Source organism: Candidatus Omnitrophota bacterium (assembly GCA_023819145.1).
Taxonomy (GTDB): domain Bacteria; phylum Omnitrophota; class Gorgyraeia; order DTHP01; family DTHP01; genus JBFWKV01.
In genome coordinates, this window is record JAMWCW010000007.1 from 20258 (window position 1) to 45562 (window position 25305).

At 34.9% G+C, this 25305-nt stretch carries 27 protein-coding genes and 1 tRNA gene; all 28 read right to left on the minus strand.

The features are described from left to right. Positions 1-3: 3 nt before the first annotated feature. Positions 4-1089: a phospho-N-acetylmuramoyl-pentapeptide-transferase gene (gene mraY, locus NC818_04695; GenBank protein MCM8784052.1), complete on the minus strand. Its 1086-nt coding sequence runs from the start codon at positions 1087-1089 to the stop codon at positions 4-6. Positions 1090-1092: 3 nt separating this feature from the next. Beyond that, positions 1093-2514, minus strand: a complete 1422-nt coding sequence (gene murF, locus NC818_04700) for a UDP-N-acetylmuramoyl-tripeptide--D-alanyl-D-alanine ligase (protein ID MCM8784053.1) — start codon at positions 2512-2514, stop codon at positions 1093-1095. Positions 2515-2519: 5 nt separating this feature from the next. After that, a complete protein-coding gene (locus NC818_04705; GenBank protein MCM8784054.1) occupies positions 2520-4010 on the minus strand; it encodes a UDP-N-acetylmuramoyl-L-alanyl-D-glutamate--2,6-diaminopimelate ligase in 1491 nt (496 codons plus the stop codon). 13 nt (positions 4011-4023) lie between these two features. After that, complete coding sequence (locus NC818_04710; protein ID MCM8784055.1) at positions 4024-5730, minus strand: penicillin-binding protein 2; 1707 nt, start codon at positions 5728-5730, stop codon at positions 4024-4026. A gap of 38 nt (positions 5731-5768) precedes the next feature. After that, a complete protein-coding gene (locus NC818_04715; protein ID MCM8784056.1) occupies positions 5769-6146 on the minus strand; it encodes a hypothetical protein in 378 nt (125 codons plus the stop codon). Beyond that, positions 6143-7165, minus strand: coding sequence for a 16S rRNA (cytosine(1402)-N(4))-methyltransferase RsmH (gene rsmH / locus NC818_04720; GenBank protein MCM8784057.1), 1023 nt, complete (start codon positions 7163-7165; stop codon positions 6143-6145). The genes NC818_04715 and rsmH overlap by 4 nt, the downstream gene beginning before the upstream one ends. Next, a complete protein-coding gene (mraZ, locus tag NC818_04725) occupies positions 7096-7533 on the minus strand; it encodes a division/cell wall cluster transcriptional repressor MraZ (protein ID MCM8784058.1) in 438 nt (145 codons plus the stop codon). The genes rsmH and mraZ overlap by 70 nt, the downstream gene beginning before the upstream one ends. 162 nt (positions 7534-7695) lie before the next feature. After that, complete coding sequence (locus NC818_04730) at positions 7696-8634, minus strand: bifunctional riboflavin kinase/FAD synthetase (protein ID MCM8784059.1); 939 nt, start codon at positions 8632-8634, stop codon at positions 7696-7698. Further along, a complete protein-coding gene (gene truB / locus NC818_04735) occupies positions 8600-9328 on the minus strand; it encodes a tRNA pseudouridine(55) synthase TruB (GenBank protein MCM8784060.1) in 729 nt (242 codons plus the stop codon). The genes NC818_04730 and truB overlap by 35 nt, the downstream gene beginning before the upstream one ends. Position 9329: 1 nt before the next feature. Beyond that, positions 9330-10289, minus strand: a complete 960-nt coding sequence (locus NC818_04740; protein ID MCM8784061.1) for a bifunctional oligoribonuclease/PAP phosphatase NrnA — start codon at positions 10287-10289, stop codon at positions 9330-9332. Beyond that, positions 10286-10630, minus strand: a complete 345-nt coding sequence (gene rbfA, locus NC818_04745) for a 30S ribosome-binding factor RbfA (GenBank protein MCM8784062.1) — start codon at positions 10628-10630, stop codon at positions 10286-10288. The genes NC818_04740 and rbfA overlap by 4 nt, the downstream gene beginning before the upstream one ends. A gap of 2 nt (positions 10631-10632) precedes the next feature. Continuing rightward, entirely contained in the window at positions 10633-10914 is a 282-nt protein-coding gene (locus tag NC818_04750; protein ID MCM8784063.1) for a DUF503 domain-containing protein, read from the minus strand. Beyond that, positions 10911-12170 carry a hypothetical protein gene (locus NC818_04755; protein ID MCM8784064.1) on the minus strand — a complete coding sequence of 420 codons (1260 nt, stop codon included), beginning with the start codon at positions 12168-12170 and terminating at the stop codon, positions 10911-10913. Before NC818_04755 ends, NC818_04750 begins: the two co-directional genes overlap by 4 nt. 40 nt (positions 12171-12210) lie before the next feature. Beyond that, positions 12211-13098 carry a site-specific tyrosine recombinase XerD gene (gene xerD / locus NC818_04760; protein ID MCM8784065.1) on the minus strand — a complete coding sequence of 296 codons (888 nt, stop codon included), beginning with the start codon at positions 13096-13098 and terminating at the stop codon, positions 12211-12213. Continuing rightward, entirely contained in the window at positions 13071-13700 is a 630-nt protein-coding gene (locus NC818_04765) for an MBL fold metallo-hydrolase (protein ID MCM8784066.1), read from the minus strand. Before NC818_04765 ends, xerD begins: the two co-directional genes overlap by 28 nt. Then, positions 13690-14184, minus strand: a complete 495-nt coding sequence (locus tag NC818_04770; GenBank protein ID MCM8784067.1) for a hypothetical protein — start codon at positions 14182-14184, stop codon at positions 13690-13692. Before NC818_04770 ends, NC818_04765 begins: the two co-directional genes overlap by 11 nt. Further along, positions 14181-16190, minus strand: coding sequence for an NAD-dependent DNA ligase LigA (ligA, locus tag NC818_04775; protein ID MCM8784068.1), 2010 nt, complete (start codon positions 16188-16190; stop codon positions 14181-14183). Before ligA ends, NC818_04770 begins: the two co-directional genes overlap by 4 nt. 4 nt (positions 16191-16194) lie before the next feature. After that, complete coding sequence (locus NC818_04780; GenBank protein MCM8784069.1) at positions 16195-16923, minus strand: metallophosphatase family protein; 729 nt, start codon at positions 16921-16923, stop codon at positions 16195-16197. A gap of 36 nt (positions 16924-16959) precedes the next feature. After that, complete coding sequence (locus NC818_04785; GenBank protein ID MCM8784070.1) at positions 16960-17238, minus strand: acylphosphatase; 279 nt, start codon at positions 17236-17238, stop codon at positions 16960-16962. A 357-nt stretch (positions 17239-17595) separates the two neighbouring features. Further along, positions 17596-19353, minus strand: coding sequence for a hypothetical protein (locus NC818_04790; GenBank protein MCM8784071.1), 1758 nt, complete (start codon positions 19351-19353; stop codon positions 17596-17598). A gap of 34 nt (positions 19354-19387) precedes the next feature. Then, positions 19388-20677 (minus strand): N-6 DNA methylase, encoded by a 1290-nt coding sequence (locus NC818_04795; GenBank protein MCM8784072.1) that lies wholly within the window; start codon positions 20675-20677, stop codon positions 19388-19390. A gap of 223 nt (positions 20678-20900) precedes the next feature. After that, positions 20901-20979, minus strand: a tRNA-Pro gene (locus tag NC818_04800). 8 nt (positions 20980-20987) lie between these two features. Continuing rightward, positions 20988-21725 (minus strand): DUF72 domain-containing protein, encoded by a 738-nt coding sequence (locus tag NC818_04805; protein ID MCM8784073.1) that lies wholly within the window; start codon positions 21723-21725, stop codon positions 20988-20990. A gap of 10 nt (positions 21726-21735) precedes the next feature. Next, positions 21736-22374 carry a riboflavin synthase gene (locus NC818_04810; protein ID MCM8784074.1) on the minus strand — a complete coding sequence of 213 codons (639 nt, stop codon included), beginning with the start codon at positions 22372-22374 and terminating at the stop codon, positions 21736-21738. Positions 22375-22383: 9 nt separating this feature from the next. Beyond that, entirely contained in the window at positions 22384-23478 is a 1095-nt protein-coding gene (gene ribD, locus NC818_04815; protein ID MCM8784075.1) for a bifunctional diaminohydroxyphosphoribosylaminopyrimidine deaminase/5-amino-6-(5-phosphoribosylamino)uracil reductase RibD, read from the minus strand. Further along, on the minus strand, positions 23475-24293 hold the full coding sequence (locus NC818_04820) for a PHP domain-containing protein (protein MCM8784076.1): 819 nt from the start codon (positions 24291-24293) through the stop codon (positions 23475-23477). Before NC818_04820 ends, ribD begins: the two co-directional genes overlap by 4 nt. A 1-nt stretch (position 24294) precedes the next feature. Further along, a complete protein-coding gene (gene nusB / locus NC818_04825) occupies positions 24295-24717 on the minus strand; it encodes a transcription antitermination factor NusB (protein ID MCM8784077.1) in 423 nt (140 codons plus the stop codon). Positions 24718-24793: 76 nt separating this feature from the next. Then, entirely contained in the window at positions 24794-25258 is a 465-nt protein-coding gene (gene ribE / locus NC818_04830; GenBank protein ID MCM8784078.1) for a 6,7-dimethyl-8-ribityllumazine synthase, read from the minus strand. Between the last annotated feature and the right edge of the window lie 47 nt (positions 25259-25305).

Consider the following 25305-nt stretch of genomic DNA (forward strand, 5'->3'; position numbering starts at 1 on the left):
TAATTAACGAATTTTCAAAGTAGTTAAGCTCAAAAGGGCCAAAATACCGGCAATTATCCAGAAACGAATAATTATCTTGGGTTCTGCCAACTTTTTAAGTTGAAAATGATGATGTAAAGGTGCCATGAGAAAAATCCTCTTTTTTCTCCAACGAAAAGAAAAAACCTGGAGGATAACAGAAAGAGCTTCCGCTACAAATATACCACCTACAAGAATCAAAAGAAGTTCCTTTTTTACCATCAAAGCTATGAGACCAATAATACCCCCTAAAGCAAGAGCACCTGTATCGCCCATGAATATAGTAGCAGGGTAACAATTATGCCAAAGGAAACCGAGACTCGCTCCCACAAGACAAGCCATAAACACAGTAAGCTCACCTGAACCGGGAATGTAGGAAACCATAAGGTAATGGCTCAAACGATAATTGCCGCTAATATAACACATAGCCGTATAAGCCAAACCTACCATTACAATAGAACCTATAGCTAATCCATCCAAACCGTCAGTAAGATTAACAGCGTTAGACGAACCCACAATAACCAGAATGGAAAAAACAATATAAAAAATACCAAGGTCTAAGAAAATCCCTTTTAAAAAAGGGAATTCCAAATGATGGTCTATAGCAGGGTCAAAATAGAAAGTTATCCCTACCAAAATCCCAAGGATAATCTGACCTAAAAACTTCCATCTTGGTTTCAATCCTTTAGAATTACCTTTTATAAATTTAAGATAATCATCCCAAAAACCAAGCAACCCTAGATAGACTACGGAAAGTAAACTCAAGCGAATATAAGGATTAAAAATATCAGCCCAAAATAAAGTACTTAAAACAATAGCAGATATTATAGCTATACCCCCCATCCCGGGAGTCCCTTCTTTATGTTTAAAATTATCGTGGAGAATAAAATCCTTTTCATCGCGTAAAGGCTCTTTTATGCTATGTGTCTTTAATAACTTGGTCAGTCTATAGGTCAATATGAGGCAGATAAAGAAAGCAGTAATGCTCCCAAAAGCAGCACGTACAGTAATATAGCGGAATATATTTAGTCCTGAACAAAATGAACGAAAAAAATGAAGAAAATAAAACATTTTTTAAGATACGACGATTTTATCTATTTCCATTACCCCTTTTACAACTTCTTCCATACGCATTCCCCGCGAACCTTTAACCAATAACACATCACCATCATTTATAGTATCTTTAAGAAATTCTATAATCTCTAGGTGCGAATTAAGATGTCTAATTTCTCTAATTTTTGCTAATGAAGTTGCCACTTCGCTTATCTCTTGGGAATAATTACCTAAAGTCAACAAAATATCTATATCTTTATTACTCCCTAGAAACAAACCTATCTCCCGATGACATTTATAAGAATAATTACCTAATTCCAACATATCCGCCATTACTACAATCTTTCTCCCCCCCGTCTTAAAACAAGAGAGTGCTTCAATTGCAGACATTACAGAGTTTGGATTAGCATTGTAAGTATCATCTATAACAATGAATTCTTCTTCTTTATTAAGACTGGCGTTTTTCTTTTTTATTCTAAAAATATTCATCCGCATCTTTTGAGGACAGAAATTTTTCAAATGAAATGCCATATCTTTGAGAGAAATTCCCAAAAGAGCTCCTACTGCTATAGCCGCCAGGGCATTATAAATATTGTGTTTTCCAATAAGAGGAAGATTGAAGTATACATTTCTAACCCTGAACCGCACTTCAGCATCTGAACAGAACAAAAACTCTCCCTTAAAATCTGCATCATTTTCTAAACCGAAACTTAGAAGAGATAAATTACTTCTACGCTGCAAAAAATTTTCTCTTAAAAGAGTTTCATCATTATTAAAAACAATTGTATTATCTCTATTAAAATTACTGACCAGATGCATCTTTTCTTTTAAGACTCCTGAAGTGCTTTCTAAAAATTCCAGATGGGTTTTTCCGATGTTAGTAAATACTGCTATATTAGGCCTTACCATATCCCGCAAAACCTCCATCTCGCCTTGATGATTTATTCCTAATTCAAGGACTGCTACTTTATGATAACTATCTATCTCAAGAAGAGTAGAAGCTAATCCAATTTGATTGTTGTAATTGTAGGGAGTCTTCAAAACAGAAAAAAAAGGAGAAAGTAGATGATAGATCATCTCTTTTACCGTAGTTTTTCCATTACTCCCCGTTACGGCGATAACTGGTAACTTAAACTTACTACGATGGAAATAAGCAATCTTTCTTAAAGCTTCGAAAGTATCTTGCACCCTAATGATGCAAAATTCGGGATCTTCTCCAATGCTCATTTGACTTTCTACAATAGCTCCTCTTGTTCCTTTAGACAGAACCTCCCTGATAAAATCATGGCCGTCAAAATTTGGCCCTTTTAAAGCTACAAAAATATTTTCTGCTCTAATTGAACGTGAATCAGTGCTAATTCCTCTAAAGACAGTTTTACTCTGGCCCTGGAGCAATTCTCCTTTTGTAATCTTCAAAATTTCTTCCGCTCTTATCTCTAACATATAAATTATTTACATCTTGAAGAAATACTTTCTAAAAGAAGTTCTTTAGCCACAAGACGGTCATCAAAAGGAACGGTGATATTCTTAAATATCTGATAGGGCTCGTGTCCTTTGCCCGCAATAAGCACGATATCATTTTCTTCTGCGATAAATATTGCTTCTTTTATTGCTGCATAGCGGTCTAAAATTATCTGATATTGCTTAAACCCCTCCGGGAAACCACTCTCTATATCTCTAATGATTGCTTCAGGCTCTTCCGAACGAGGATTATCAGTGGTAAGAATTATAAAATCTGCTAACTCTGAAGCTACTTTACCCATCAAAGGCCTTTTTTCCTTGCATCTATCCCCTCCACATCCAAAAACAATTATTATTCTACCTTTAGCAAGTGTCTTGAGAGAAGAAAGTACATTCTTAAGCGCGTCATCGGTATGAGCATAATCTATAAATACCTGAAATGGTTGGCCTACATAAACAGGCTCTAGCCTCCCACTTACATAAGAAATTTTCTCTATGCCCTCTTTTATTTTATCTAAAGCAAAATTTTCTGTTATTCCAAGAGATATCGCCGCAAGTATATTATACACATTATGCATCCCCAATAGTGAAGTTTTAATCTCCATCTCTCCATAAGGTGTCCCAACCCAAAAATGGCTTCCTTCTCTCTTCAAAGATATTTCATATGCTTCAACATCAGCAGGATTATTTATAGCGTAAGTAATAGTTTTAGCAGAAGTGCGCATAAGCATATCTTTTCCTTTCGTATCATCCATATTAATTATAGCCCATGCAGATTGACTAAGCTTTTCAAAAAGTTTTGCCTTGGCATTGAAATAATTATCAAAATCTCCATGGTAATCAAGATGGTCTGTAGTAATATTAGTAAATATCCCTGCTTTGAAATCTATGGCGTCAACTCTTCCCTGTTGTAAACCATGGGAAGAAACTTCCATAACCACATACTCTATCCCGTCATGTTCCATGTGGAAAAGTAATTCCTGTAGTTGAAGTGCTCCGGGTGTGGTATTTAAAGCAGGAATTATACGTTGCCCAAAACGATAGTTAATTGTCCCAATCAACCCCGTTTTGAATCCCATAGATTTTAAAATACTTTCTATAAGGTAAGTAGTAGTAGTTTTACCATTAGTCCCCGTTACACCAATAACTTTAATCCTAGAAGAAGGGCGTTTATAAAAATTAGCTGCTAATTGTGCCAATATATACCTTGTATCCTTCACCCCGATAAAGATAACATCTTTATATTTCTTAATAAACTCAATCAAGGAAACAGAAATATTATAAATAACTACCGTTGCACCTCGTTCTATCGCTTCTTTAATAAAAGATGTCCCATCCTGAGAGTTTCCCTGTACAGCGATAAAAATAAATCCCGGCTTACATTGTTTGGAGTAGTCAGTAAGTCCCAAAATCTCCACATCTTTAAATATAGGAGCATAATCAATCACCAACCCTTCTAAAACTTCTTTTAGTTTCATTTCCCGCCCCTCTCTAATCCGGAATATCTTCAGCAAGTTTTAAATCTATAGATAAAGAATCAAGATATTTTAAGGCATCGGTGGCTATATTCCTAAAAACTGGTGCACAGACTACTCCTCCATAATAGGGATATGGTTCGTCCAAGACCACGCCGATGACTAACTTAGGCTTTTCTAGAGGCACAAAACCTACAAAAGAAGAAACAAATTTGCGATGTGAATAAGTCCCATTTTCTACTTTCTGGGCAGTACCTGTCTTACCTGCAGAAATATACCCTTCTACCCTCGCCATTTTACCTGTACCGTATTCCACAACTCCTTTTAATACTTGAGCCATCGCTTCGGCAGTAGAAGAAGAAATTACATTTCTTACCTTTTGAGGATAATTAACAACTATGGAAATCCCCTTACTATCTCTTATTTCCTTTACAATGTAAGGCTTCATAAGAAAACCACCATTGGCAATGACACACATTGCCATCGTTAGCTGAAGAAGCGTAACCATTACCTCCTGACCAATAGGAATTGCTCCGATAGAGGTTCTAGATAATTTACTTAAAGGCCTAATAAAACCCTCAGCTTCTCCAGGTAAACCTATGCCTGTTCTTTTTCCCATTCCAAATGTATAGATATAAGGATAAAGTCTATCTAAACCCATTTTCTGCGCTATCTTTACTGTACCGATATTACTGGAAAAACCAATGACTTCTTCAAAGGTCAACCAACCATGAGGCTGGTGGTCATGAAGTATATGAGTTTTTAAATTATACGAACCTTTTTCACAAAAAAATTTCTCTTTTAGGTTAGTCGCTTTCTCCTCTAAAGCTGCTGAGGCGGTAATTATTTTAAAAGAAGAACCGGGTTCAAACATATCAACAATTGCGCGATTGCGTAGTCTATCTTTATCAACTACTTCTTGAGGATTATTAGGATTGAAATTTGGATAATTTGCCATAGCCAAAATTTCCCCTGTATAAGGAGAAACTACAACCACCGAACCACCCAATGCCCCTGTAGCCTTAACTGCTTTCTCCAATTCGCGCTCAGCCATGTGCTGGATTACAGAATCCAAGGTCAGAATTAAATTATAACCATCAACCGGAGGTAGATAATCAAAGTCTAAGAAAAAAATTCTCCTTCGTTTAGCATCTTTATTAGAAAGTATATATCCTTTTCTACCCTTTAGTTGTTTATCATAATATAATTCTATTCCCTCCAAACCATTGTTATCTATGTCGCAAAATCCCAAAACAGTAGAGCCGTTATTTATCTGGGGGTAATAACGTTTGTTTTCTTTAATTAAATATACTCCTTTCAGAGAAAGTTTTTTTAAAGCCACTGTAGCCTCTTCGTTAATCCGACGGGCTATCCAAACAAAATGCTTGTTCTGAGATAATCTTTCTAAAACTATTCCTTTATCCAGTTCAAGAACATGCGAAAGTGCCTCTACAGTGGAATGGGGGTCGTCTATTTCTTTCGGATTGGCAAAGACTGAATCCACGGAAAGATTAAAAGCAAGAGGTTTTACATTACGATCAAATATAGTACCTCTCTTAGGTTCGAGAGGAATACGCATTTCATACTGGCTCTGGGCAAACTTTGCAAGAAATGGTCCACGGAATAACTGGAGATAAATTAAACGGAGAGATAAAAATAATAAACTAACAAGAATAAAAGAATATAATATATATACATACTTTTTCCTACGCTGCTCTATCACATTAAATAAAAAATTTCTATTAAAACGGTTATAAAAACTTATGGCTTTGCTTCTGCTTCAGACCTACCCGAGAATATTCTAGAAATTAATCTATTAACTTTATGCCAGAAAAATGTTGTTTTTGTAAATTCTGAAGATAATAAATTCTCTTTTTTCGATTCGGAAATTATTACTATAGGCTTAGTGTATTTGAGGCCTGTGTGTTTTGCCAAAACCTTTCTTTCTAAATAAGAAGGAGATTTTAACTGGGCTACATTGTACTTCAAAATTCGATTCTGGTCAACAAGATTATTGATTATTTTCTCTCTCTGCAGAATCTGATAACTCAATTCTATTTGATGAATACTCTGCCATACATATAGAAGAGCAGAAGCAACAAGGATAAAGATAACAAAAAGAAATTTTATAATTTTCATCTTATCCTTTCACCTAAACGTAATTTGGCACTCCTTGCCCGCGAATTTTCTGAAATCTCATCACTTTCAGGTCTAATTGGCTTTTTGGTTAATATCTTAAACAATCCGTTTTTAGCTAACTGGATAAATTTATTCTTAACAATGCGGTCTTCTAAAGAATGAAAAGAGATAATAACAATTCTTCCTCCCAAAGAAAGAAGATTGAAAAAATTATCAAGAAAATAAATAAGGTTATCCAACTCGTTATTAACCGCGATGCGTAAAGCTTGAAAAGTTCGTGTGGCAGGATGAATATGATAACTACGATAATTTTTAGGAAGTGCCCTCAAAATGATCTCTACCAGTTCTGTGGTAGTCTCTATATTCTTTCTTTTTCGCGCGATAACAATATTGTGGACAATTCTTCTTGCAAAGCGTTCCTGAGCGTTATGCTCCAATATTTTCACTAACCCATCTTCATCCATGTAATTGACTAAGTCAAATGCCTTAAGCCTCTGGGTTTCGTCCATACGCATGTCCAATGGTCCACCTGAACGAAAGCTAAATCCCCGTCTGCGGTCTGAAAGCTGATATGAAGAAATACCCAAATCAAGTAGAAAACCATCCACTTTCTTTATATGTAAATCTTCTATTATTTTACTAATATCTTTAAAATTCCCCTGAACTAATTTAAAAGAACCGCTGTATTTTTTTAATCTCTCTTCTGTAATAGAGAAAATATTTCGATCGAGGTCAATTCCTATCAAGAAGCCACCCGGTAATATTTTCCTCAAAATTTCCTCCGCATGTCCACCGCTTCCTATAGTGCAATCAACGATAGTTTTACCCGGAGAAAGATTAAGATTTTCTATGACTTCTCTCAACAAAACGGGCTTATGCAAGAAATATTTCTCTGAACCATCATCTCCTATCATAGAACGGCAATAATCATCATTCAATTCTACCTTAATCACTGTCCCAGTAATTTCTCCGCTGTCTCCTCGAAATAAGGACGAGAATTTTCGTAAAATTCCTTCCATAAATTCTTACTCCAAATTTCTATACGGTTAGAAACGCCGATAATTACAATATCCTTTCTCAATTCGGCAAAATCTTTTAAATACTGAGGAATAAGTATCCTTCCTTGTGAATCAGGTATTATTTCTTGAGCTCCAGAGAAATATAACCGATTAAATCTTCTTGCTTCTTGGTGAGTAAAAGAAAGTGTCTTAAAATTTTCTTCCTGCGTTCTCCATTCTTCTTCAGTAAAGAGAAATAAACACTTATCTAAACCCCTCGTGAGATAAAATTTCTTTATCCCTTTATCTTTTACTATCTGACGAAATTTCGCGGGTAAGATTATTCTTCCTTTACGGTCAATAATATGGGTAAACTCACCGTAAAACATAAATTTAATCTCCTTAATATATATAGAAAAAATACTGTTTATATTAAATAAGCCAAATTTAATCCACTTTACTCCACTTTAAACCACTATATGTGAAAAGTATACCACTATTTATATACTTGTCAAGAAAAAAATAAATATTTTTATATCTTTAAAGGAAGTCTACTGGGAGGAATGCTGAGAGAAGAAAGAACGGGCAAACGATTCGTCTTCTTTCATAGCTAAAACAAGAGAAGAAATTTTATCAAATTGTCTCTCTGCTCTTACTCTTTTTATAAACTCAACTTCTAAGAATTTACCATAAAGATTATTCTTAAAATCAAGTAAATATACTTCTACACTAAGTTCACTAACTTTGGAAAAAGTTGGCCGGTGTCCTATATAAAGAAGACCAGGATAAATATCTTTTTTAAAATAAACTTTTACTAAATAAACGCCAGAGGGAGGAAGTGCCTCGTGTTTTATATCCAAATTTGCAGTAGGAAAACCCAATCTCTTTCCCCTTCCCTCCCCTTTCACAACTTTTCCATAGATAGAGAAAGGACGGCCTAAAAGACGAGAAACTAAATCGAGATTGCCCAAATTTAATTCTTTTCTTATCCAACTGCTACTAATTATTCTTTTCCTATATTTAACCGGCCGAACCACAGTCAGGCGAAAATGGAATTCTTTACTTAATCTTTTGAGTAATCTAATACCTCCTTCTTGTCCATATCCAAAACGAAAATTATTCCCTACATATAATATCTTAATCCCTAATCCAGCACATAAAATATTTTTTACAAAAAGATGAGGAAAAAGAAGAGAAAAATTCCTATCAAAAGGAATGACTAAACAATAATTTATCCCTAAATTTCTCATCATTAAGAGGCGGTGTTCTAAAGAAATTAAAAGAGGAAGAGCAGTATTTTTTTTCGTTATCCTTGAGGGATGGGGATGGAAAGTAATTGCTAAAGAAGGAACTTTCTTTATCTTAGCTTCATTTATAACTTTATAAAAAACTGCTAAATGTCCGCGATGTATTCCATCAAATATTCCAATAGTAGCAACGGTTCCTTTTGGTATTTTATCTAAATTGTTTAGAGCTCGAATAACTTTCACTTGTTATACTCTCTAAAGGAATAAAAATTTTAGCTAACGAATCAATCTGTCTAAGGACATCGATACTAACTGCGTTAGCTAAGGAAAAATTACCACAACGCACGCGTCTAAGAGAATAGAGATAAAGAGGCAAGTTTAAACGCCTCATAATTTCTTCACAAAGACTTCTGATATAGGTTCCCTTTGAGCAGGAAATATGAAAATCAACAAAAGGAGGAGAAAAATTCACTAGTTTTAAAAAATAGATCTTTGCCAAACGCGGTTTACGGAACACAAGCTTACCTTCTCTTGCCAATTCATAGAGCCGTTTTCCTCTATAGTGCAAGGCAGAAAACATAGGGGGGGTTAAAGAAATATCACCGGTAAGCGAATGAAAGACCCTCTCTATATCCTCTACATCCAAATTAGTAACTTTATCTTCGTCTTTTTCTTCAAAAATTATCCTTCCATCTCCATCTCCGGTATCGGTAAACTTTCCAAGATAGAAACTTCCTTTATATTCCTTATCCATCTCTACAATATACGTAAATAATTTAGTAGCTTTACCCAACAAAACCACTAATACTCCGGTAGCCTCCGGATCGAGGGTTCCTCCATGTCCTACTTTCTTGAGTTTAAATCTCTTCCGAATAAAATCCACCACATCGTGAGAAGTAAATCCTTTGGGTTTATCTACAATAAGCACCCCATTCATCTTAAACCTCTTTAATTATCCGATGGAGAACCATATTTTCTATATCTTTTAATCGGCCTTCTAACATACAACCACTAGCAGCAAAGTGTCCCCCTCCTCCAAAAAGACGAGCTAATTTACCAACATCTAAATCGCGACGTGAACGGAAACCAATCTTTACTCTATTTTTTTCTACCTCCTGAAATAAAATTGCTAATTTTATACCTTTTATTGAACGTAGCATCTCGATGAAACCCTCAGTATCTTTTAAATCAGCACCTGTATCCCTCAGCATTTTCTGAGAAACGGACATCCAAACAATTCCCTTCTCTTTATTTACTTTGATGTTCCGAAGGGACAATCCTAATAATTTCATTCGTGCAAGAGAGTACATTCCATAAATATTTTCAAAAACCAAAGACGCATCAAAATCATATTCAAGCAGACGAGAAACTATCCGATGTGTCTTGACTGTAGTATTCTGATTACGAAATCCCCCTGTATCGGTTATAATGGCGGCATATAGACATATTGCCGCATCTTTATTCAAAGAAATGGCAAGTTTCCTAAACAATCCATATATCAATTCACCAACCGCAGAAGCCGTGGGATCTACCCAGTTAACTTTTCCAAAATAAATGTTATCAGGATGATGATCAATATTTATAATTATTTTTTTGGAGTTGATAAATTTCTTAACTTTACCTATCCTCTCAAGATCTGAACAGTCTAGTACTATGGCAGTATCAAATTTTTTATTTTTCCTTTTATCCAAATAATGAATTAGTGGCAAAAATCTATAGGCGGCTGGTAAAACACTGGCATTATAGATAAAAAACTTTTTACCCATTTTCTCCAGAATATATGCCAAAGAAAGTTCGCTTCCCAAAGCATCGCCTTCAAGATTTACATGGGAGGTAATTAAAAAGACTTTTCCCTTCTTTATATATTTAACAACACTATTTAGCGCATCTAATTTCATCTCTCTTCCTTGATTTTGTCCAAAATATCCTGAATATGCATACTGTATTCTGCAGAAGAATCAAACAGAAACTTAATTTCAGGAACAAACCTTAGCCTTATTCTCTGTCCAATTAATCCACGAATGAAACCTTCACTGCTCTTCAACGCTTTGGTTGTTTCTTCTTTTTCCTTTTCTGTACCGAGAATACTGTAGTATATTTTTACAAAACGAAGATCATCCGTTATCTCTACATGAGTAATGGTAATAAAACCGATACGTGGGTCATGCAATTCTTCGTATATTATTTTAGAAACTTCCTTTTTGAAAACCTGAGCTACTTTCTGTGCACGTTGTCTCATCTTTAAATAAACTCCAGGTGGTAGTCATTGACTTCTATTCCAGAAATATGATGAACAAATTCTAATATTTTACAAAGTAGACTGTTTAAGCACCTCTTATCAGAATTCACAGAAACTATACAGAGGCGGGAAATCTGCCAGTTATCTTGGGCTCCAATCTCTGAAACCGCTACATTAAAATTATTTCTTACTCTATCCTTTAAACTTTTTAACACCATCCTTTTGTCTTTCAGAGAATGACTTGCATCTATCTTTATGGATATTTCTAATATCCCAATAGTCATCGCCGAAAAGTAAAATTATTCCTAATAAAAGCTTCCTCTTCCTTTGCTGTAGAAACAATTCCATCGAGTTTAGCCAGAAATAAGGCCTCTAATATCTTGTTGAAAATTGGACCTGGAGAAAATCCCATTTCTTTTAGTGTTTCTCCATCTGTATGGATCTTAACTTCGTAAAATTTAATAAGAAAGTTAAAGAGTTTTTTCTTCAAAAATGAATTTTTTGTTCCGATGATGAGATAAATTATACTCTCTGGTATGATGGGTTTCAATAAATTAAATAATTCACTATATTTAGAAACTAACAATTTTTCTCTTTTTATTCCCCGCAATTTAAAAGTATGTAAAACCGCAAAGCGTTTATGCCTATCCAATTCATATTGCATACATAACCTCTGCAGTTCACTCTTATCAAGTGCATCGGTAATAAAAATAAAGTAGACAAGCCAACTTTCTAAATGTTGGGAAGTCTTACTCTCAAATCTTCTTATCCAGAGGGGTAACTGTAGAAAATACTTATTCCATTCTTCTTTAAACTTAATATCGGGATGGATTATTTTTAAACCACAGAGTTTCTGTATCTTTTTAATACCCTTAAAAGGTTGCTTCTCCTGAAGTAATCTAATTATTTCATTACCAATGCGCACGGAACTTATCTTAGAAAATACTCCTCTGGAAACTGCCTCTCTTAGCCATTTGAGAGTATCTTTCGCTATCGAAAAGTCAAATCTGCTTGCAAAACGTATAGCACGAATAATTCTTGTCGGGTCATCTAAAAAACTTCTTTTATGTATCACGCGGATTCTTTTGTTTTCTAAATCCTCTAAGCCTTTAAAAGGGTCAATTAAATCAGAAAATCCTTCTCCATTAATTTTAAGTGCCATGGCGTTAATTGTAAAATCTCTACGAAAGAGGTCTTTCTTTATAGAAGAAACTATCTTTATTTGGGGAAGACTCCCTACAGAAGGATAATACTCTTCTCTCATAGTGGCTATATCAATGTGTAAATCCCTCAGAAATAATTTAGCGGTTTTAAATTTTTCTTGGTAAACATAGTTTGCTGAGAATCTCTTCGCTAAATGAGGAATTGCTATCCTTACATCTTTATCAAGAACAATGTCCAAATCAATGTTAGACTCTCCCAGAAACAAATCTCTTACCGGTCCTCCTACTAAATATGCATTTATCTTCAATCTTTTACATTCTCTTCCGATAATTTCTATTAACTGTGTTAACTTAGGATTTATTTTCAATTTAACCATTTAACCATTTAGCAACTTTTGGTAATCTAACAGTCTTCAATCAAGGCCTGGGATGAAACATTTTGTGTATCGACTTGAGCCTTTCTTTATTTACATGAGTATAAATCTGAGTAGTAGAGATATTTGCATGGCCTAACATCTCTTGAACCACCCTCAAATCTGCACCGCGTTCTAAAAGATGTGTTGCGAAAGAATGTCTTAGAGTATGTGGACCAACCTTCTTCTTAATTCCTGCCCGTAGAACATATTTTTTAATCATTTTCCATATGCTCTGCCGAGAAATCTTCTTACCCAGGTGAGATAAAAAGAGAAACGGCTCACTATTTTTCTTAATCATCTTTGGCCTTATCTCTAACAGATAATTTCTTAAATACCTTATTGCAGTCTTTCCCACAGGAACAATTCTTTCTTTCTCACCTTTACCTTTACAACGCACAAAACCTCCTTCTAGATTAATATCGCTAATCCTCAAATCGGCTACTTCAGAAACCCGCATTCCTGTGGCATAGAGAAGTTCAAGACATGTTTTATCTCTGAAACCTATAGGAGTATTTGTGCGAACAGAGTTTAGAACTTTTTCTACCTCAGCAACAGAAAGACTTTCCGGAAGCCTTTTCCACAACCGCGGCGTCTCTAAAACCGCAGTAGGGTCATCTCTTATAATTCCCTCTTGGGCAAGAAATCTAAAAAACATTTTTAACGCTACTAACTCCCGCGCTATCGAAGAAGGATTTATTCCTTTTTCTCTTCTCTTAAATAAGAAATTGTCTATATCTCTGCGAGAAACCTTATCCCAAGAAATGATGCCTCCATCAGAAAGATATTTTTTAAATATTTTAAGATCTCTTCTATAAGAAGCTATTGTGTTATCTGCTAAACTTCTTTCCACATTGAGATAATTCAAAAACTGTTCAATCCATTCTTCCATATCTTAGAAGAGAAATTTTTCTCTGCCCCAATAGTAGAAGTTGGACCATGGCCAGGAAAAATTTTAATTTCCGCATCCAAGGTAAATATTTTTTCCTTAATAGACTTGAGTAATTTGTCCTCTGATGAATGTGGAAAATCTGTACGACCTATCCCTTGAAAAAAAATGGTATCTCCCGTAAAAAGATGGTTGTCAAATTTTAGACAAATACTCCCCGGCGTATGCCCTGGCGTATGAATTGTTTCAAAACTTAGACCAGAAAAATCAAACATTTCTCCACCTTCCAGAATTTTTTCTGCCTTCCGCGAAGAGTAAGGAAAACCAAAGCACATGGATAGATTCAACTCAGGATTGTAAAGAAACTCTTCATCGGCTTCGTGGACCATTATGGGAATATCAAATTCATTGTTCGCTCCGATATGGTCAATATGTCCATGGGTATTGATAATAAAAAGACATTTTAGTTTTTTCCTATCAATAATTATTTTAATTTTAGATGCATCTCCGCCGGGATCTATGATTAAAGCCTGTAGGCTAACCTCATTGTATACAATATAACAATTAGCCTCCAATTCTCCGACAACAATTCTTTCAATCACCATTGCTTTGAGATTCCTTTATAAACCCTTGCATCTTATGATACATTAATTCTTTCTCAACCATTCTCAAGTGTTTTTCTATTTTCTGTCTCAGATTTAACCTTTCTAGTTCGGAAATTATTCCATCCTTAATCTTAGGTTCAATCTCCTCCAATGTCTCTCGATATTTAGCAACCTCTTTCTGCTTCTCAGGAACAAGATAGGATTCTAAGTCTCTAAGGTTAGAAATCGATTGTTGTAAACTACTCAACTGTTTCTTATAATTGTTTTCTCCAAGGGCATTAATTAACTCCATTTCCCAGTATTTCCAGAAAAGAAAATGTTTCTTGTACAACTCTTCATAAGAAATATCTTTTTCATAGTCTTTGAAATAAACAACTGGTCGGGGCTTTTCTTCTTTTTTCTTTTCGCGTACAAATTTCCTCCGAAAAGACGCACAACCAGTAAGAGTTGTTATTAAAATAACTATAACAATAATCTTTTTCATCTTGCCTCCTTTACCAATCTTTTAAATTCCTCCTCGTTAATAATCTTTACCCTCAACTCTTCTGCCTTATTATATTTTGAACCCGGATTCTCTCCTAAAACTACGAAATCAGTATTTTTAGATACGGAAGAGGCTGTTTCACCACCCAAAATTCTCACTAATTCTTCTGCTTCTTTGCGTGTAAATTCGGAAAGTTCGCCAGTAAAAACAAATCTTTTACCTTTTAATGGCTGATGTTCTATCTTCTTTGCCTCTTCTTTTAGATTTACACCCGCTTTTTTAAATTTCTTAATCAAATCCTGAGTTGATTTTTGTCTAAAGAAATTAATAACACTTTGAATCATGACCGGGCCAACTTCGTAAATTCCCAATAAATCATCTTCTTTTGCATTCATAAGGGCATCGATATTCCTGAAACGCTCTGCCAAAACAATTGCTGCTTTTTCTCCCACATGACGGATTCCTAAACTATATAAAAATTTACTAAAAGGCCTATTCCTGCTTTCTTCAATTGCCCTCAACAAATTCTCTGCCTTCTTCTCAGCAAAGAGCTCCAAAGTAAGTAAATCCTCCTTATTTAAAAAATAAATGTCTGCCAAATCCTTGACCATTCTTTTCTTCACAAGCTGTTTAGCAACAGATTCTCCTAAACCTTCTATATCCATTGCCACGCGAGACGCGAAGTGAATTATAAGCCGCTCTAACTGTGCAGGACAAGAAGGATTAATACAACGATAGGCAACTTCTTCTTTTTTTTCTTTGACCACTCTACCGCCACAAACAGGACAAGTTTTAGGAATATCTACTTCTTTTTTCCCTTTTGATTCAACTACTTTAACTATCTTAGGGATAACCTCTCCTGCTCGTTCTACTAAAACTCTATCTCCAACACGAATATTCAATCTTTTTATCTCATCAAAATTATGCAAAGTAGCATTTCTAATAATTACTCCTCCGCATTCGACCGGCTTTAGTTCTGCGGTAGGAGTAATTACGCCAGTTCTGCCCACATTCATCTTAATTGCTAAAACCTCCGTGGTTGTCTGTCTGGCGGGAAACTTATAGGCCACCGCCCAGCGTGGACTCTTTAAAGTAAAACCTAACTTCTCTTGCTGTTCAAAAGAATTAACCTTAACCACCATACCATCGATATCATAATCTAAACTATCACGCTTTTCTTGCCACTGTCTACAATAGACAATAACTTCGTTTATATCCTTGCAAAGTTTATTTGCAGGATTTACTCGAAAACCAACCTCTTGGGCATAACTTAGGAATTCCCACTGCGTAGAAATTATTCTCCCTCCTTCCATGGTTCCAAAAGAGTGAATGAAACAATTCAGATTACGTTTTGCAGTAATTGATGGAGAAAGTAATTTCAAGGAACCACTCGCAGCATTCCGCGGATTGGCAAAAATAACCTCTCCTTTTTTTTCTCTTTCTTTATTCAGAGCTTCAAAATCTTTTCGTTCCATATATACCTCCCCACGCACTTCCAAAATCCGCGGGATATCTTTTCCTTTAAGGCGCAAAGGAATGGAACGAATCGTTTTAAGATTCAAAGTAACATCCTCACCCACTTCTCCATCTCCCCGCGTAGCTCCTAAGCTAAAAATACCGTTTTCATAAGTAAGAGAGGAACTTACTCCATCAATTTTTAGTTCTACCACAAATTCGATCTTATCTTTTCCTAAATTCTTATATAACCTTTCGTTCCACTCCCTAAGTTCTTCAAAAGAATAGGTATTGTCTAACGAAAACATCTTTACCTTATGTCTCACAGTTTTAAACTCCTTTAAGACCTCTCCACTCACTCTTTGAGTAGGAGAATCTGAAGTTATAAATTGCGGATATTTTTCCTCAAATTCTTTTAGTGCTCTATATAAATCGTCATACTCTTTGTCAGAAATGACCGGTTGATTCAAAACATAATAGAGATAATCGTGGTGTCTGATTTCTTCACGCAATTTTTCAATTTGTCTTTTAACTTCATTTAGCTCCGTCATAATATCACCTTCCCCACGACAATCTAAAAGCGAGTTCTTCGGGTAAGAGGTTATTCAAAATATTTTTTTGAGTTTTTTTCAAATCATAACTTATTCTCCTAAACTCTACAGTTTTTTCTTCACTATCATATATACAAAAACATGCTCGCGGGTCTCCATCGCGAGGCTGGCCTACACTTCCTACATTAACAATATAACGCATTCCCTTCTTTAAAGAAATCTTATCTTCAAAAAAATATTGTATATTCCCTTCGCTATCCAAAGAAAAGATAAGAGCTTTATGTGTATGCCCTACAAAAAGAAGAGGGGTTTTTAATACCTGAAAGCACATCCAAGCGTAACTCAGATTATCAAGATAAAAAAATTTATCTGGTTCAAAGATAGTTCCGTGAACTAAGGTAAAATCACTTTCTTCATAAATAAGTGGAAGACCAGAAAGAATTCTTTTTTCATCCTCATCTAACAAATTAACAGTCCATAAAATTGCGTTTTTAGCCAAGTCATTAAACCATTCTAAATTAAATTTACCAACACATGCCCAATCATGATTCCCTGCAACAATTTTTTTACAAAATTCCTTCATAATCTTTATACATTCCTTAGGACTAGCATTATAGCCAACAATATCCCCTATTGAAAAATACTCATCAATATTTTCTTTTTTCAATGCCCACAATACTTCATTTAAAGCCTCCCAATTACTATGAACATCTCCTAAAATAGCATAACGCATCTTTCAATTAAACTTCAAGCTCTAAACTATCACTTTTTAATAAAATCTTATTTCAAAATCCCTATATTCGTCTATTGAGTCGAGCCATTTTAATTCTACATTTTTTATATATTTATCGAAATAGTTCTTTAACTTATCTAAGAAATTCCTTAACTTTCCTTCCTCACCTTCTACTTCCAGTTCTACCCGTCCATCATTCAAATTCCTTACCCAGCCAACGAGTCCCAGCTCTAAAGCAAAACTTTCTGCAGTAAAACGGAAACCTACCCCCTGAACCTTTCCTGAATAAAACACATGAATCCTTTTCTTTGCCATAATTTCTTATTTATCACCCCCTTAGAAAGCTATTTTTATTATAACTAAATTGAATTTCCGGTCAACTTAAAAGTATTAAAATTATATAGATAAGATAAATAAAAAGGAGGTAAATGGTGACTCATTAAGAATATTTATAAAATAAAAAATAACTCCGTAAAAGTATATATTCAACCTTCTCCTAACTCTGTAACTTTAAGATTCCTATAATTACCAAAAAAATCGGCAATTCGTAAACCCTAGATTTGCCAGTGTGGATAATAAAACCGCACCTCAATTTTTACAATATTCTTTTAGCCTTACAAGAGATGCAAAATTTTCGGCGATTTTTCCAACATGGATTTCTGTGGTGGCAGATCAATTCCCTAAAAGCGCTTTTTCTACTTTGGGATATAATTTATCAATTCCTTTTTGCAATTCTATAGTATGTGATAATGCAGCAATAACTTTAAGAAAATGGGCAATATCATCATCGCTTAAAACTCTATCTTCTCTTTCTTTGAGCCATTTATCCAAGACCTGATAGCCGCCAATATAATAATTCCAGACCTCTTTAGCGACGCCAGAAAAATATTGCTTATCGTTAATATATATCCTTTCTTCTTTTTCTTTGTATTCTCTCTTTTCAACTTTGCAGCCGTCTTTCGCTGGAAATTTTGCGATTGATTTATCCAATTTCTTGGACTTGAGCAAATGCAATTCTACTAACTCTTTGCCCAGGCCTGCCATTTCCTTAAAAACTTCAACATCTTTGGTAAAAGGAATGCGCGGAAAATCTGTCTTTAAAAATTCCGCATATTTTGCGCGGTAAGTGTTTGCGTAAAGAATAGCGTAAATATAATAGAAGATTTCTTCTGGCTTTGGCTCCTTTTTAAAAGCGTCGCATAAAATTTTTAATAATTCTTTGCTAAGGTTCGGGCTCTTTATTTCACCGGCAATAGCAAATAAATCCTTTTTGTCGCTATCAGGATAAAGATAAAGAGGGAATAAATAACCACTTCCATATTTTCCAGCTGTACCGGTAGAATTAAGGTCGGCAATCTGATCTGTAACTAAAGCGTGTCTAAACCCGCCCTGCGCTTGCCTGGAAGTTAACAATCCTAAATTCTCTTGCATCATATGCCGCATCACTTCTTTTCTTGAGCGCTCAATTACCGCGTCATGATAGAACAAATAACGGATATCAAAGGGACGGTAGAGGCATTTAACTATATTTTTATCCAGATCCTCAATCCTTCTAATTTCTTCCCGCGCTTTTGCGATTTTCCATCTGGGGTTTTCCTTTATATTGTAGGTAGCTTTTAGCAAATCATCGCTTAAGCCCTTTCCTCTTAATGCCTCTATGCGTTGACGTAAGTTTCGCTTTTCGAAATCAAATACCAAATTATCCCGGGAGGTAACAATCCCCACGCTGTTTACTGCAAAAATGTCGGTTATTTTCCAGAAAGACAGGTATTGCTTTTCCTGCTTTTCGCTGCGCGGCACAAAGAAATACATCTCAGGTTTTGGCGCTAAGGTCCTCCATTTTGTTGATGCCGCATCGTTATCTTCCAGCCACTGGTATTTCTTCTCTCTTACTCCCCACAAATCCGCATAATAAACCTTATTGCCCCTGGCGCCTGATTCTTTGATAAAGATGGCGATTGCCACTCCCTGCTGTATATCAAAAACATTCTCGTCTTTTGAGCCGTCAGGGCATTTTTCTTTCTTCAAGCTGTTGCCATGTAAATCCAGGATATAAATCTCATTAAAGGTCTTTATTAATGACTGCCGCATTCCTCTAAAGGTAGGGTTATCTAAATAACTGTGGTTGGTAATAAAAGCCAGAATCCCCTGCCCTGCTTTTTCAATTTTCCACTGCCCAAAGCGGATAAATTTAACATAATCATCTTGCAGCCATTTAGGATTTCTTTCCCTTAAGGGTTTGCCGTCTACTTTCTTATAATCCTCAATTAAATTGGTAATCCAATCTCCGATATTTTTGGAGTGTCCCGAATAAGGAGGATTTCCCATAATTACTAAAATCGGTACCTCGCCTTTTATTTTTTTTGCCTCAATTGCCTCCTCAGATAATGCGGCAACATAAGGCTCAACTGCCTGAGTTATTTCGCGCAAATCGAGGGTATTGGTTAGATAAAGTGAAAAACGGTCATCTTTTTTGAAATTTATAACCTAAATCTTCTAGAAGCAACGATATTTTAAGATGTCCTATAATATAGGGCGCCATTAACAACTCAAAGGCATAGAAATTTTTCAAGACATGATTTTTAATTATTTGCTGCCAAGCTCCCGCCATTTTTCCCTTAAAAACCTCTTCCTTAACCAATAAAATCGCCTGAGCTAAAAAGGTGAGTGTTCCTGCAGCGGGGTCTAAAAGCGTAACAGTTTTATCCGCAAAACCGTCTCTCTTGTTAAATTTTTTCTTTAGTAGTATATTTATTGACCGTGTAATATAAGAAACAACTGGAAGCGGGGTATAATATACACCTCTTGCTTCTCTTTTTTGGGGGTCATACTCAGCTAAAAATGTTTCGTAGAAATGCATTAAGGGGTCACCGCCTTTTTGGCGATGTAAATCCTGTCTAATTTTTTCTATATCGCAGTGGGCTAAAATCGTGGCGATATCATCCAAAATCCAGGTTATGGATTCAGGTAAAGCTGAACTTGAAATAAGAGAAAAAGTATCATGAAAAATATGGATATTTTTGGGGATATATTCGGAAGCTATAAAACGGCTAAAGTCTTTGCCTTGATATTGAAGCCGTGCAGTAAATAATCCATAAGTTATAGTCTGAGCATAAATATCCGCAAAATCCTCTTTTGATAAATCCGGAATCAAATATTTCCTAAAGGCTTCATAAATCCTGTCTATCTCAGTAATTTCTTGGTTGTTTAGCTCTTCAATAATATAAGAAGGCAAGAGCTGGGCCTTCTGAGCTAATTCTTCTGCTAAAGACTTCGCTGACTTTAATTCAGGGATGTTGTATGAAAAGAAGGTATCAAGGAGCTTAAAGAAATCTTCCCCGTTGTCTGGCGGTGGCGCTGTTTTTAATTTTTTAAGAATTGACGGTTGACCAATCCTAACTTCTTTTACGACCTTACCACTCCTAAAAAGATGAAGATCTAAAAAGTTAGTTAAAATAAAATTTGGCAATCGAGCCCTGTAGCGCTCAATCTGTTCTGTATCATAAACATCGGTTAAATTGGTTAAGGTTAAATCTTTGGCTTCTATATAACCAATTAGTTCTTTGCCATTTCGTATTGTAAAATCGGGTTTTCCTGCCTTTGTTCTTCTTGCTTCAATTGTAATAGAAGGTTTTTTATTCTTAAAATTTAGATAGTTTTCTAATAATTTCTTTAAAGCAGAATAATAACTGGCTTCTGTGGCATCACCAGCTTTAAAAGTTTTTGTAATGTCTTCGAGATATTCTTTAAGCATTGTTTTTACTTATTATTCTTAATATTAATTATATAATAAATATATATTTAATTCCAAAATAAATCTTCGCCTAAAATAAAATTGGCAAGAAGTTAATGGCAAGTAAACACCGCAGGGACAATTGATATCTACAATGTCAGTGACTAAGCAATAAATTATATTTTAGTAGTTGTTTTTTCAAGATAAGTCAAAGTAGCGTTTAATAAGGATAATTGCTCATAGGTGGTCGGGGAGGACGGACTTGAACCGTCGACCTCAGCGTCCCGAACGCTGCGCTCTAAACCAAACTGAGCCACTCCCCGGATTTGGGTTAGATAGTCAAAAGGTCTTTTAACCTTATGGCATTTTTTACGGCATAGCCGCAAGCATCATTATTAAAATAGGCATAAAGATCAATACCTTTTTCTATCCAGATTTTAGCCTTATCTACCCAAAATTTCAACTCTTTTTCGGTATATTCTGAACCGTAAAGCGTTTTTCCTCCGTGAAAGCGTAGATATATAAAGTCACTGGTAACAATCTCAACCATCGGCCAAAATGGTGAATGGGCAATACATAAAGAAAAATTGTAATTCCTTAAAAGAGTATATACTTCCTCATTGAACCATGAGGAATGGCGAAATTCAAAAGCATAACGGATTTTATATCCCGAAATATCTTTACAAAATTTTTCTAATCTTTTAATATCTAATTTCATGTCCGGAGGAAATTGCCATAAAACTATTCCCAATTTTTCTTTCAGTTCTTTAAGTAGATTAAACAATTTTAGAAGATCATCATTAATACCATTGAGTTTCTTTACATGGGTAATATATCTTGAACCTTTAACAACGAATACGAAATCCTTGGGAGTTTTCTTATACCAATTTTCAAATGTGCTTCTCCGCGGAAGACGATAGAAAGTAACATTTAATTCTACAGTGTTAAAGAATTTAGAGTAATATTCTAACCATTTATTCTCTCGGAGCCCTTCAGGATAAAACAAACCATCTCCCCAGTGAGCATAGCTATAACCACTTGTTCCAATAAAAACCCTTCCCTTTTTCACTTTATAAAATTTATAAAAAACCGTGCTCTCTAAGAAATCCTTCGCTTAAGTGTTCACCTTTTTTTTTCGTAAGAATTTTATTCACATATTTTGCAAAAATATCTATTTCAATATTCAAATAATCACCAATATTTTTAAAACCAAGTGTAGTATTCTCTGCGGTGTGAGGAATAATATTTACTGAAAAATAACTGTTTTCTATTTCTACTATCGTCAAACTTACTCCATCTAAAGAAATTGAACCTTTAGGAACAAGATAATCTAATATCTCTTTATTTGTATCCACAAATAAAGATATTCCACTTTCTTCTTTAATCTTCTTTAAAATTTTACCCATTCCATCTACGTGTCCTAAAACGATATGCCCACTTAAAAAAGAATCGAGCTTTAATGCCCTCTCTAAATTAACCTTTTCTTTTACTTTAAGCATTCCTAAGTTTGTACGCTTTAAAGTCTCTCCGATACAATCAAAAATTAATTTATCTTTTTTTGTCTCCACAATTGTTAAGCATACGCCATTTACTGAAACACTATCTCCAACTTTTAATGTGGTAATAATTTTCTCAGCCTTTATCTCTAATTTAAAAAAACTATCCTTTTTCAAAATTTTATCCACTGAACCCAATTCCTCAATTATTCCTGTAAACATATTTAACTCCTATTTTTTTATATAACCAGAAATTAAAAAATCATCTCCTATCCTTTTTATCGCTGTATTTTTCAATAAAATTGCCTTATTCAATTTCTCAACACCTTCTCCTTCCACAGAAGTAATTGCCTCTCGACCTCCGATTATTTTTGGACTAATAAAGAAATAAATTTTATCTACAAGTTTTCCCTCTAAAAAAGAAGCGATGGTTTCTCCCCCTCCTTCTACTAAAACATGGGCTATTTCTTTTTCAAACAATTTTCTCGCTAAAGTCTTTAAATCAACTCTGCCATCTTTATCATTAACTACTATAACTTCTGCCCTGTTTTTAAATTCTTGCATTCTTCTCTTAGGAGCATACTTTGTGGTAGCAATAATTAATTTCCCAATAGATTTTTCAGAAAGGACTCTTGCCTTAAGCGGCATCCTCAATCTTGAATCCAAAATAATCTTATAGTAAACCTTTGAATTTAGAGTTTTGAATGCAGGGTTTAAGAGAGGGTTATCTTTAATTATTGTATTTACCCCTACTACTACCGCATCTACTTCGTTACGTAATTCCTTTGCAAATGTACGTGCCTTTTCCGAAGTAATCCATTTAGATTCTCCGGTCTTGGTAGTAATCTTTCCATCAAGACTCTGAGCAACTTTTACAATTATAAAAGGGATTCTTTGAGTAATGTATTTTACGAAAACCTCATTAATTTTCCTTGCCTCATCTTCTAAAATTCCTACCTCCACCTCAATCCCTTTTTCTCTTAATTCTTTTATTCCTTTCCCGTTATTTAGAGGATTAGGATCAACCATCGCCGTATAAACTTTTTTTATCCCTGCAGAAATTATTGCTTTGGTGCACGGAGGAGTTCTGCCATAATGACAACAAGGTTCAAGATTTACATATAAAACTGCCCCTTTTGCTCTCCCTCCCGCCTCTCTTAACGCTTCTATTTCTGCGTGAGGAAACCCTGCTCTTTTATGAAATCCTTTACCTAATATTCTTCCTTCTTTTACAATAACACAACCTACTAGCGGATTAGGGCTGGTAAGTCCTTTTGATTTCAGAGCCAGTTTAAAAGCAGTACGCATATAATCTTCGTGGTTCATCGTTCTTTAATCCTCTCTTTCATCTCCTTAACCCATTCATAAGAAATTTTTATACTCCCCAGCTCTCTTTTCCCCTTTATTCCATGACAATCAGAACCTCCGGTAACCAAAAGAGAATATCTTCTTGCTAAATATAGATAATGCTCAGTTATTAAAGAAGATTGGTCGGGATGATAAACTTCAATCCCTTCAATACCCTCTTTTACCAATTTTTCAATCAGTTCATCTTTATTCATCTTATAAGGATGGGCAAGAACAGTTACTCCTCCTACTTCTTTAACCATTCTTATTGCTTCGTGGGGTAAAAGACGAAATCTTTGTACATAACAGGGTGCATGATTACCAATATATCTAGAAAATGCTTCAGAAATACTTCTTACATAACCACGTTTTAATAAAACCTGTGCCAAGTGTAGTCTACCTACCGAGCCTTCTCTTTTTTCCGTCACAACCTCTTTATAGTCTATATTGATCCCAAAAGCATTGAGCTTTTCTACCATCCTATATATCCTTTTTTCTCTTGCCCGACAAAATTCTTTTAATCTATTAACAAAACTTTCTTCCTGATGATCTATGAAATATCCTAAAATATGGATCTCTTTATCATCAAGTTCAGTGGTCAACTCTACGGCAGGAATCACTTCTAAAGAAGAAGCGTATCTAAAAAGATGAGGAATGGCATCTACACAGTCGTGATCAGTAACTGCAATACAAGAAAGTTTCTTCTCATTCGCTTTATTAACAATTTCCTTAGGTGTAAAAAAACCGTCTGAAAAAGAGGAATGGATATGAAGGTCAGCAAATTGTGTTTCCAAATTAAATCTCTCTAAGTTTTTTTATATCTTCTTTAAAAATTTTATCCAGTATACCATTTATAAATTTAGGAGATTCAACATCGCCATATTTTTTGGCTAATTCTATCGCCTCATTAATCACTACTTTTGGAGGAACTTCTTTAATAGAATTTAGTTCAAAACAAGACATGCGCAGTATATTACGGTCAATAACTGCCATACGGGATATTTCCCAGTTTTGAGCATATTTCTTAATCAACGAATCTATTTTTTCAAGATTTGCCAGAGTCCCTCTAACCAAATTGTCCGCATATGCTCTAATTTCTTCATTTACATCTACACCTGACCAAAAACTTTCTCTACCTTCCTCATAAGAAACTCGATTGACATCTGTCTGATAGAGACATTGTAACGCCATTTCCCGTGCCACTGTACGTTTACGCATTTACCCCCACACTTGTTGAGAAAGATTATAGTTTACATACCTAAAATTCAACCGAAAATGTACGGCAACCCATCACCTATTTTATCTTATCTAAAAGATTCGCCATCTCAATAGCAGATAATGCTGCATCTCTACCTTTATTACCTTCTTTGGTCCCTGCGCGTTCAATTGCCTGTTCTATATTATCAGCAGTAATTATCCCAAAAATAACGGGAATCCCCGTAGAAATGTTTATCTGTGCAATCCCTTTGGTTACTTCGGCAGAAATATAATCAAAATGAGGAGTAGCACCACGAATAATTGTTCCTAAACAGATTACCGCCTGAAATTTTTTAGATTGAACAAGTTTTGAAGCAATAAGAGGAATTTCAAAAGAACCAGGGGCCCAAGTTACTAAAATATCTTCCTCCTTTGCACCATGCCTTAGTAGGGTATCAATACATCCCTCAAGTAGTTTCTGACTTATAAATTCATTAAAACGCGAAACCACAATAGCAAACTTCTTATCCTCTACTACTAAATCTCCTTTAATCAACTTCATGGCTACCTCCTTTCTTTACAATTTTGAAAAGCAAGTATACAATTTTA

Excerpts from the sequence above, each read along its gene's own strand:
- mraY (MCM8784052.1), bottom strand. The coding sequence starts at position 1,089 with ATGTTTTATTTTCTTCATTTTTTTCGTTCATTTTGTTCAGGACTAAAT.
- murF (MCM8784053.1), bottom strand. The coding sequence starts at position 2,514 with ATGTTAGAGATAAGAGCGGAAGAAATTTTGAAGATTACAAAAGGAGAA.
- NC818_04705 (MCM8784054.1), bottom strand. The coding sequence starts at position 4,010 with ATGAAACTAAAAGAAGTTTTAGAAGGGTTGGTGATTGATTATGCTCCT.
- NC818_04715 (MCM8784056.1), bottom strand. The coding sequence starts at position 6,146 with ATGAAAATTATAAAATTTCTTTTTGTTATCTTTATCCTTGTTGCTTCT.
- rsmH (MCM8784057.1), bottom strand. The coding sequence starts at position 7,165 with ATGGAAGGAATTTTACGAAAATTCTCGTCCTTATTTCGAGGAGACAGC.
- mraZ (MCM8784058.1), bottom strand. The coding sequence starts at position 7,533 with ATGTTTTACGGTGAGTTTACCCATATTATTGACCGTAAAGGAAGAATA.
- truB (MCM8784060.1), bottom strand. The coding sequence starts at position 9,328 with ATGAATGGGGTGCTTATTGTAGATAAACCCAAAGGATTTACTTCTCAC.
- NC818_04740 (MCM8784061.1), bottom strand. The coding sequence starts at position 10,289 with ATGAAATTAGATGCGCTAAATAGTGTTGTTAAATATATAAAGAAGGGA.
- rbfA (MCM8784062.1), bottom strand. The coding sequence starts at position 10,630 with ATGAGACAACGTGCACAGAAAGTAGCTCAGGTTTTCAAAAAGGAAGTT.
- NC818_04750 (MCM8784063.1), bottom strand. The coding sequence starts at position 10,914 with ATGACTATTGGGATATTAGAAATATCCATAAAGATAGATGCAAGTCAT.
- NC818_04755 (MCM8784064.1), bottom strand. The coding sequence starts at position 12,170 with ATGGTTAAATTGAAAATAAATCCTAAGTTAACACAGTTAATAGAAATT.
- xerD (MCM8784065.1), bottom strand. The coding sequence starts at position 13,098 with ATGGAAGAATGGATTGAACAGTTTTTGAATTATCTCAATGTGGAAAGA.
- NC818_04765 (MCM8784066.1), bottom strand. The coding sequence starts at position 13,700 with ATGGTGATTGAAAGAATTGTTGTCGGAGAATTGGAGGCTAATTGTTAT.
- NC818_04770 (MCM8784067.1), bottom strand. The coding sequence starts at position 14,184 with ATGAAAAAGATTATTGTTATAGTTATTTTAATAACAACTCTTACTGGT.
- ligA (MCM8784068.1), bottom strand. The coding sequence starts at position 16,190 with ATGACGGAGCTAAATGAAGTTAAAAGACAAATTGAAAAATTGCGTGAA.
- NC818_04780 (MCM8784069.1), bottom strand. The coding sequence starts at position 16,923 with ATGCGTTATGCTATTTTAGGAGATGTTCATAGTAATTGGGAGGCTTTA.
- NC818_04785 (MCM8784070.1), bottom strand. The coding sequence starts at position 17,238 with ATGGCAAAGAAAAGGATTCATGTGTTTTATTCAGGAAAGGTTCAGGGG.
- NC818_04795 (MCM8784072.1), bottom strand. The coding sequence starts at position 20,677 with ATGCTTAAAGAATATCTCGAAGACATTACAAAAACTTTTAAAGCTGGT.
- NC818_04810 (MCM8784074.1), bottom strand. The coding sequence starts at position 22,374 with ATGTTTACAGGAATAATTGAGGAATTGGGTTCAGTGGATAAAATTTTG.
- ribD (MCM8784075.1), bottom strand. The coding sequence starts at position 23,478 with ATGAACCACGAAGATTATATGCGTACTGCTTTTAAACTGGCTCTGAAA.
- nusB (MCM8784077.1), bottom strand. The coding sequence starts at position 24,717 with ATGCGTAAACGTACAGTGGCACGGGAAATGGCGTTACAATGTCTCTAT.
- ribE (MCM8784078.1), bottom strand. The coding sequence starts at position 25,258 with ATGAAGTTGATTAAAGGAGATTTAGTAGTAGAGGATAAGAAGTTTGCT.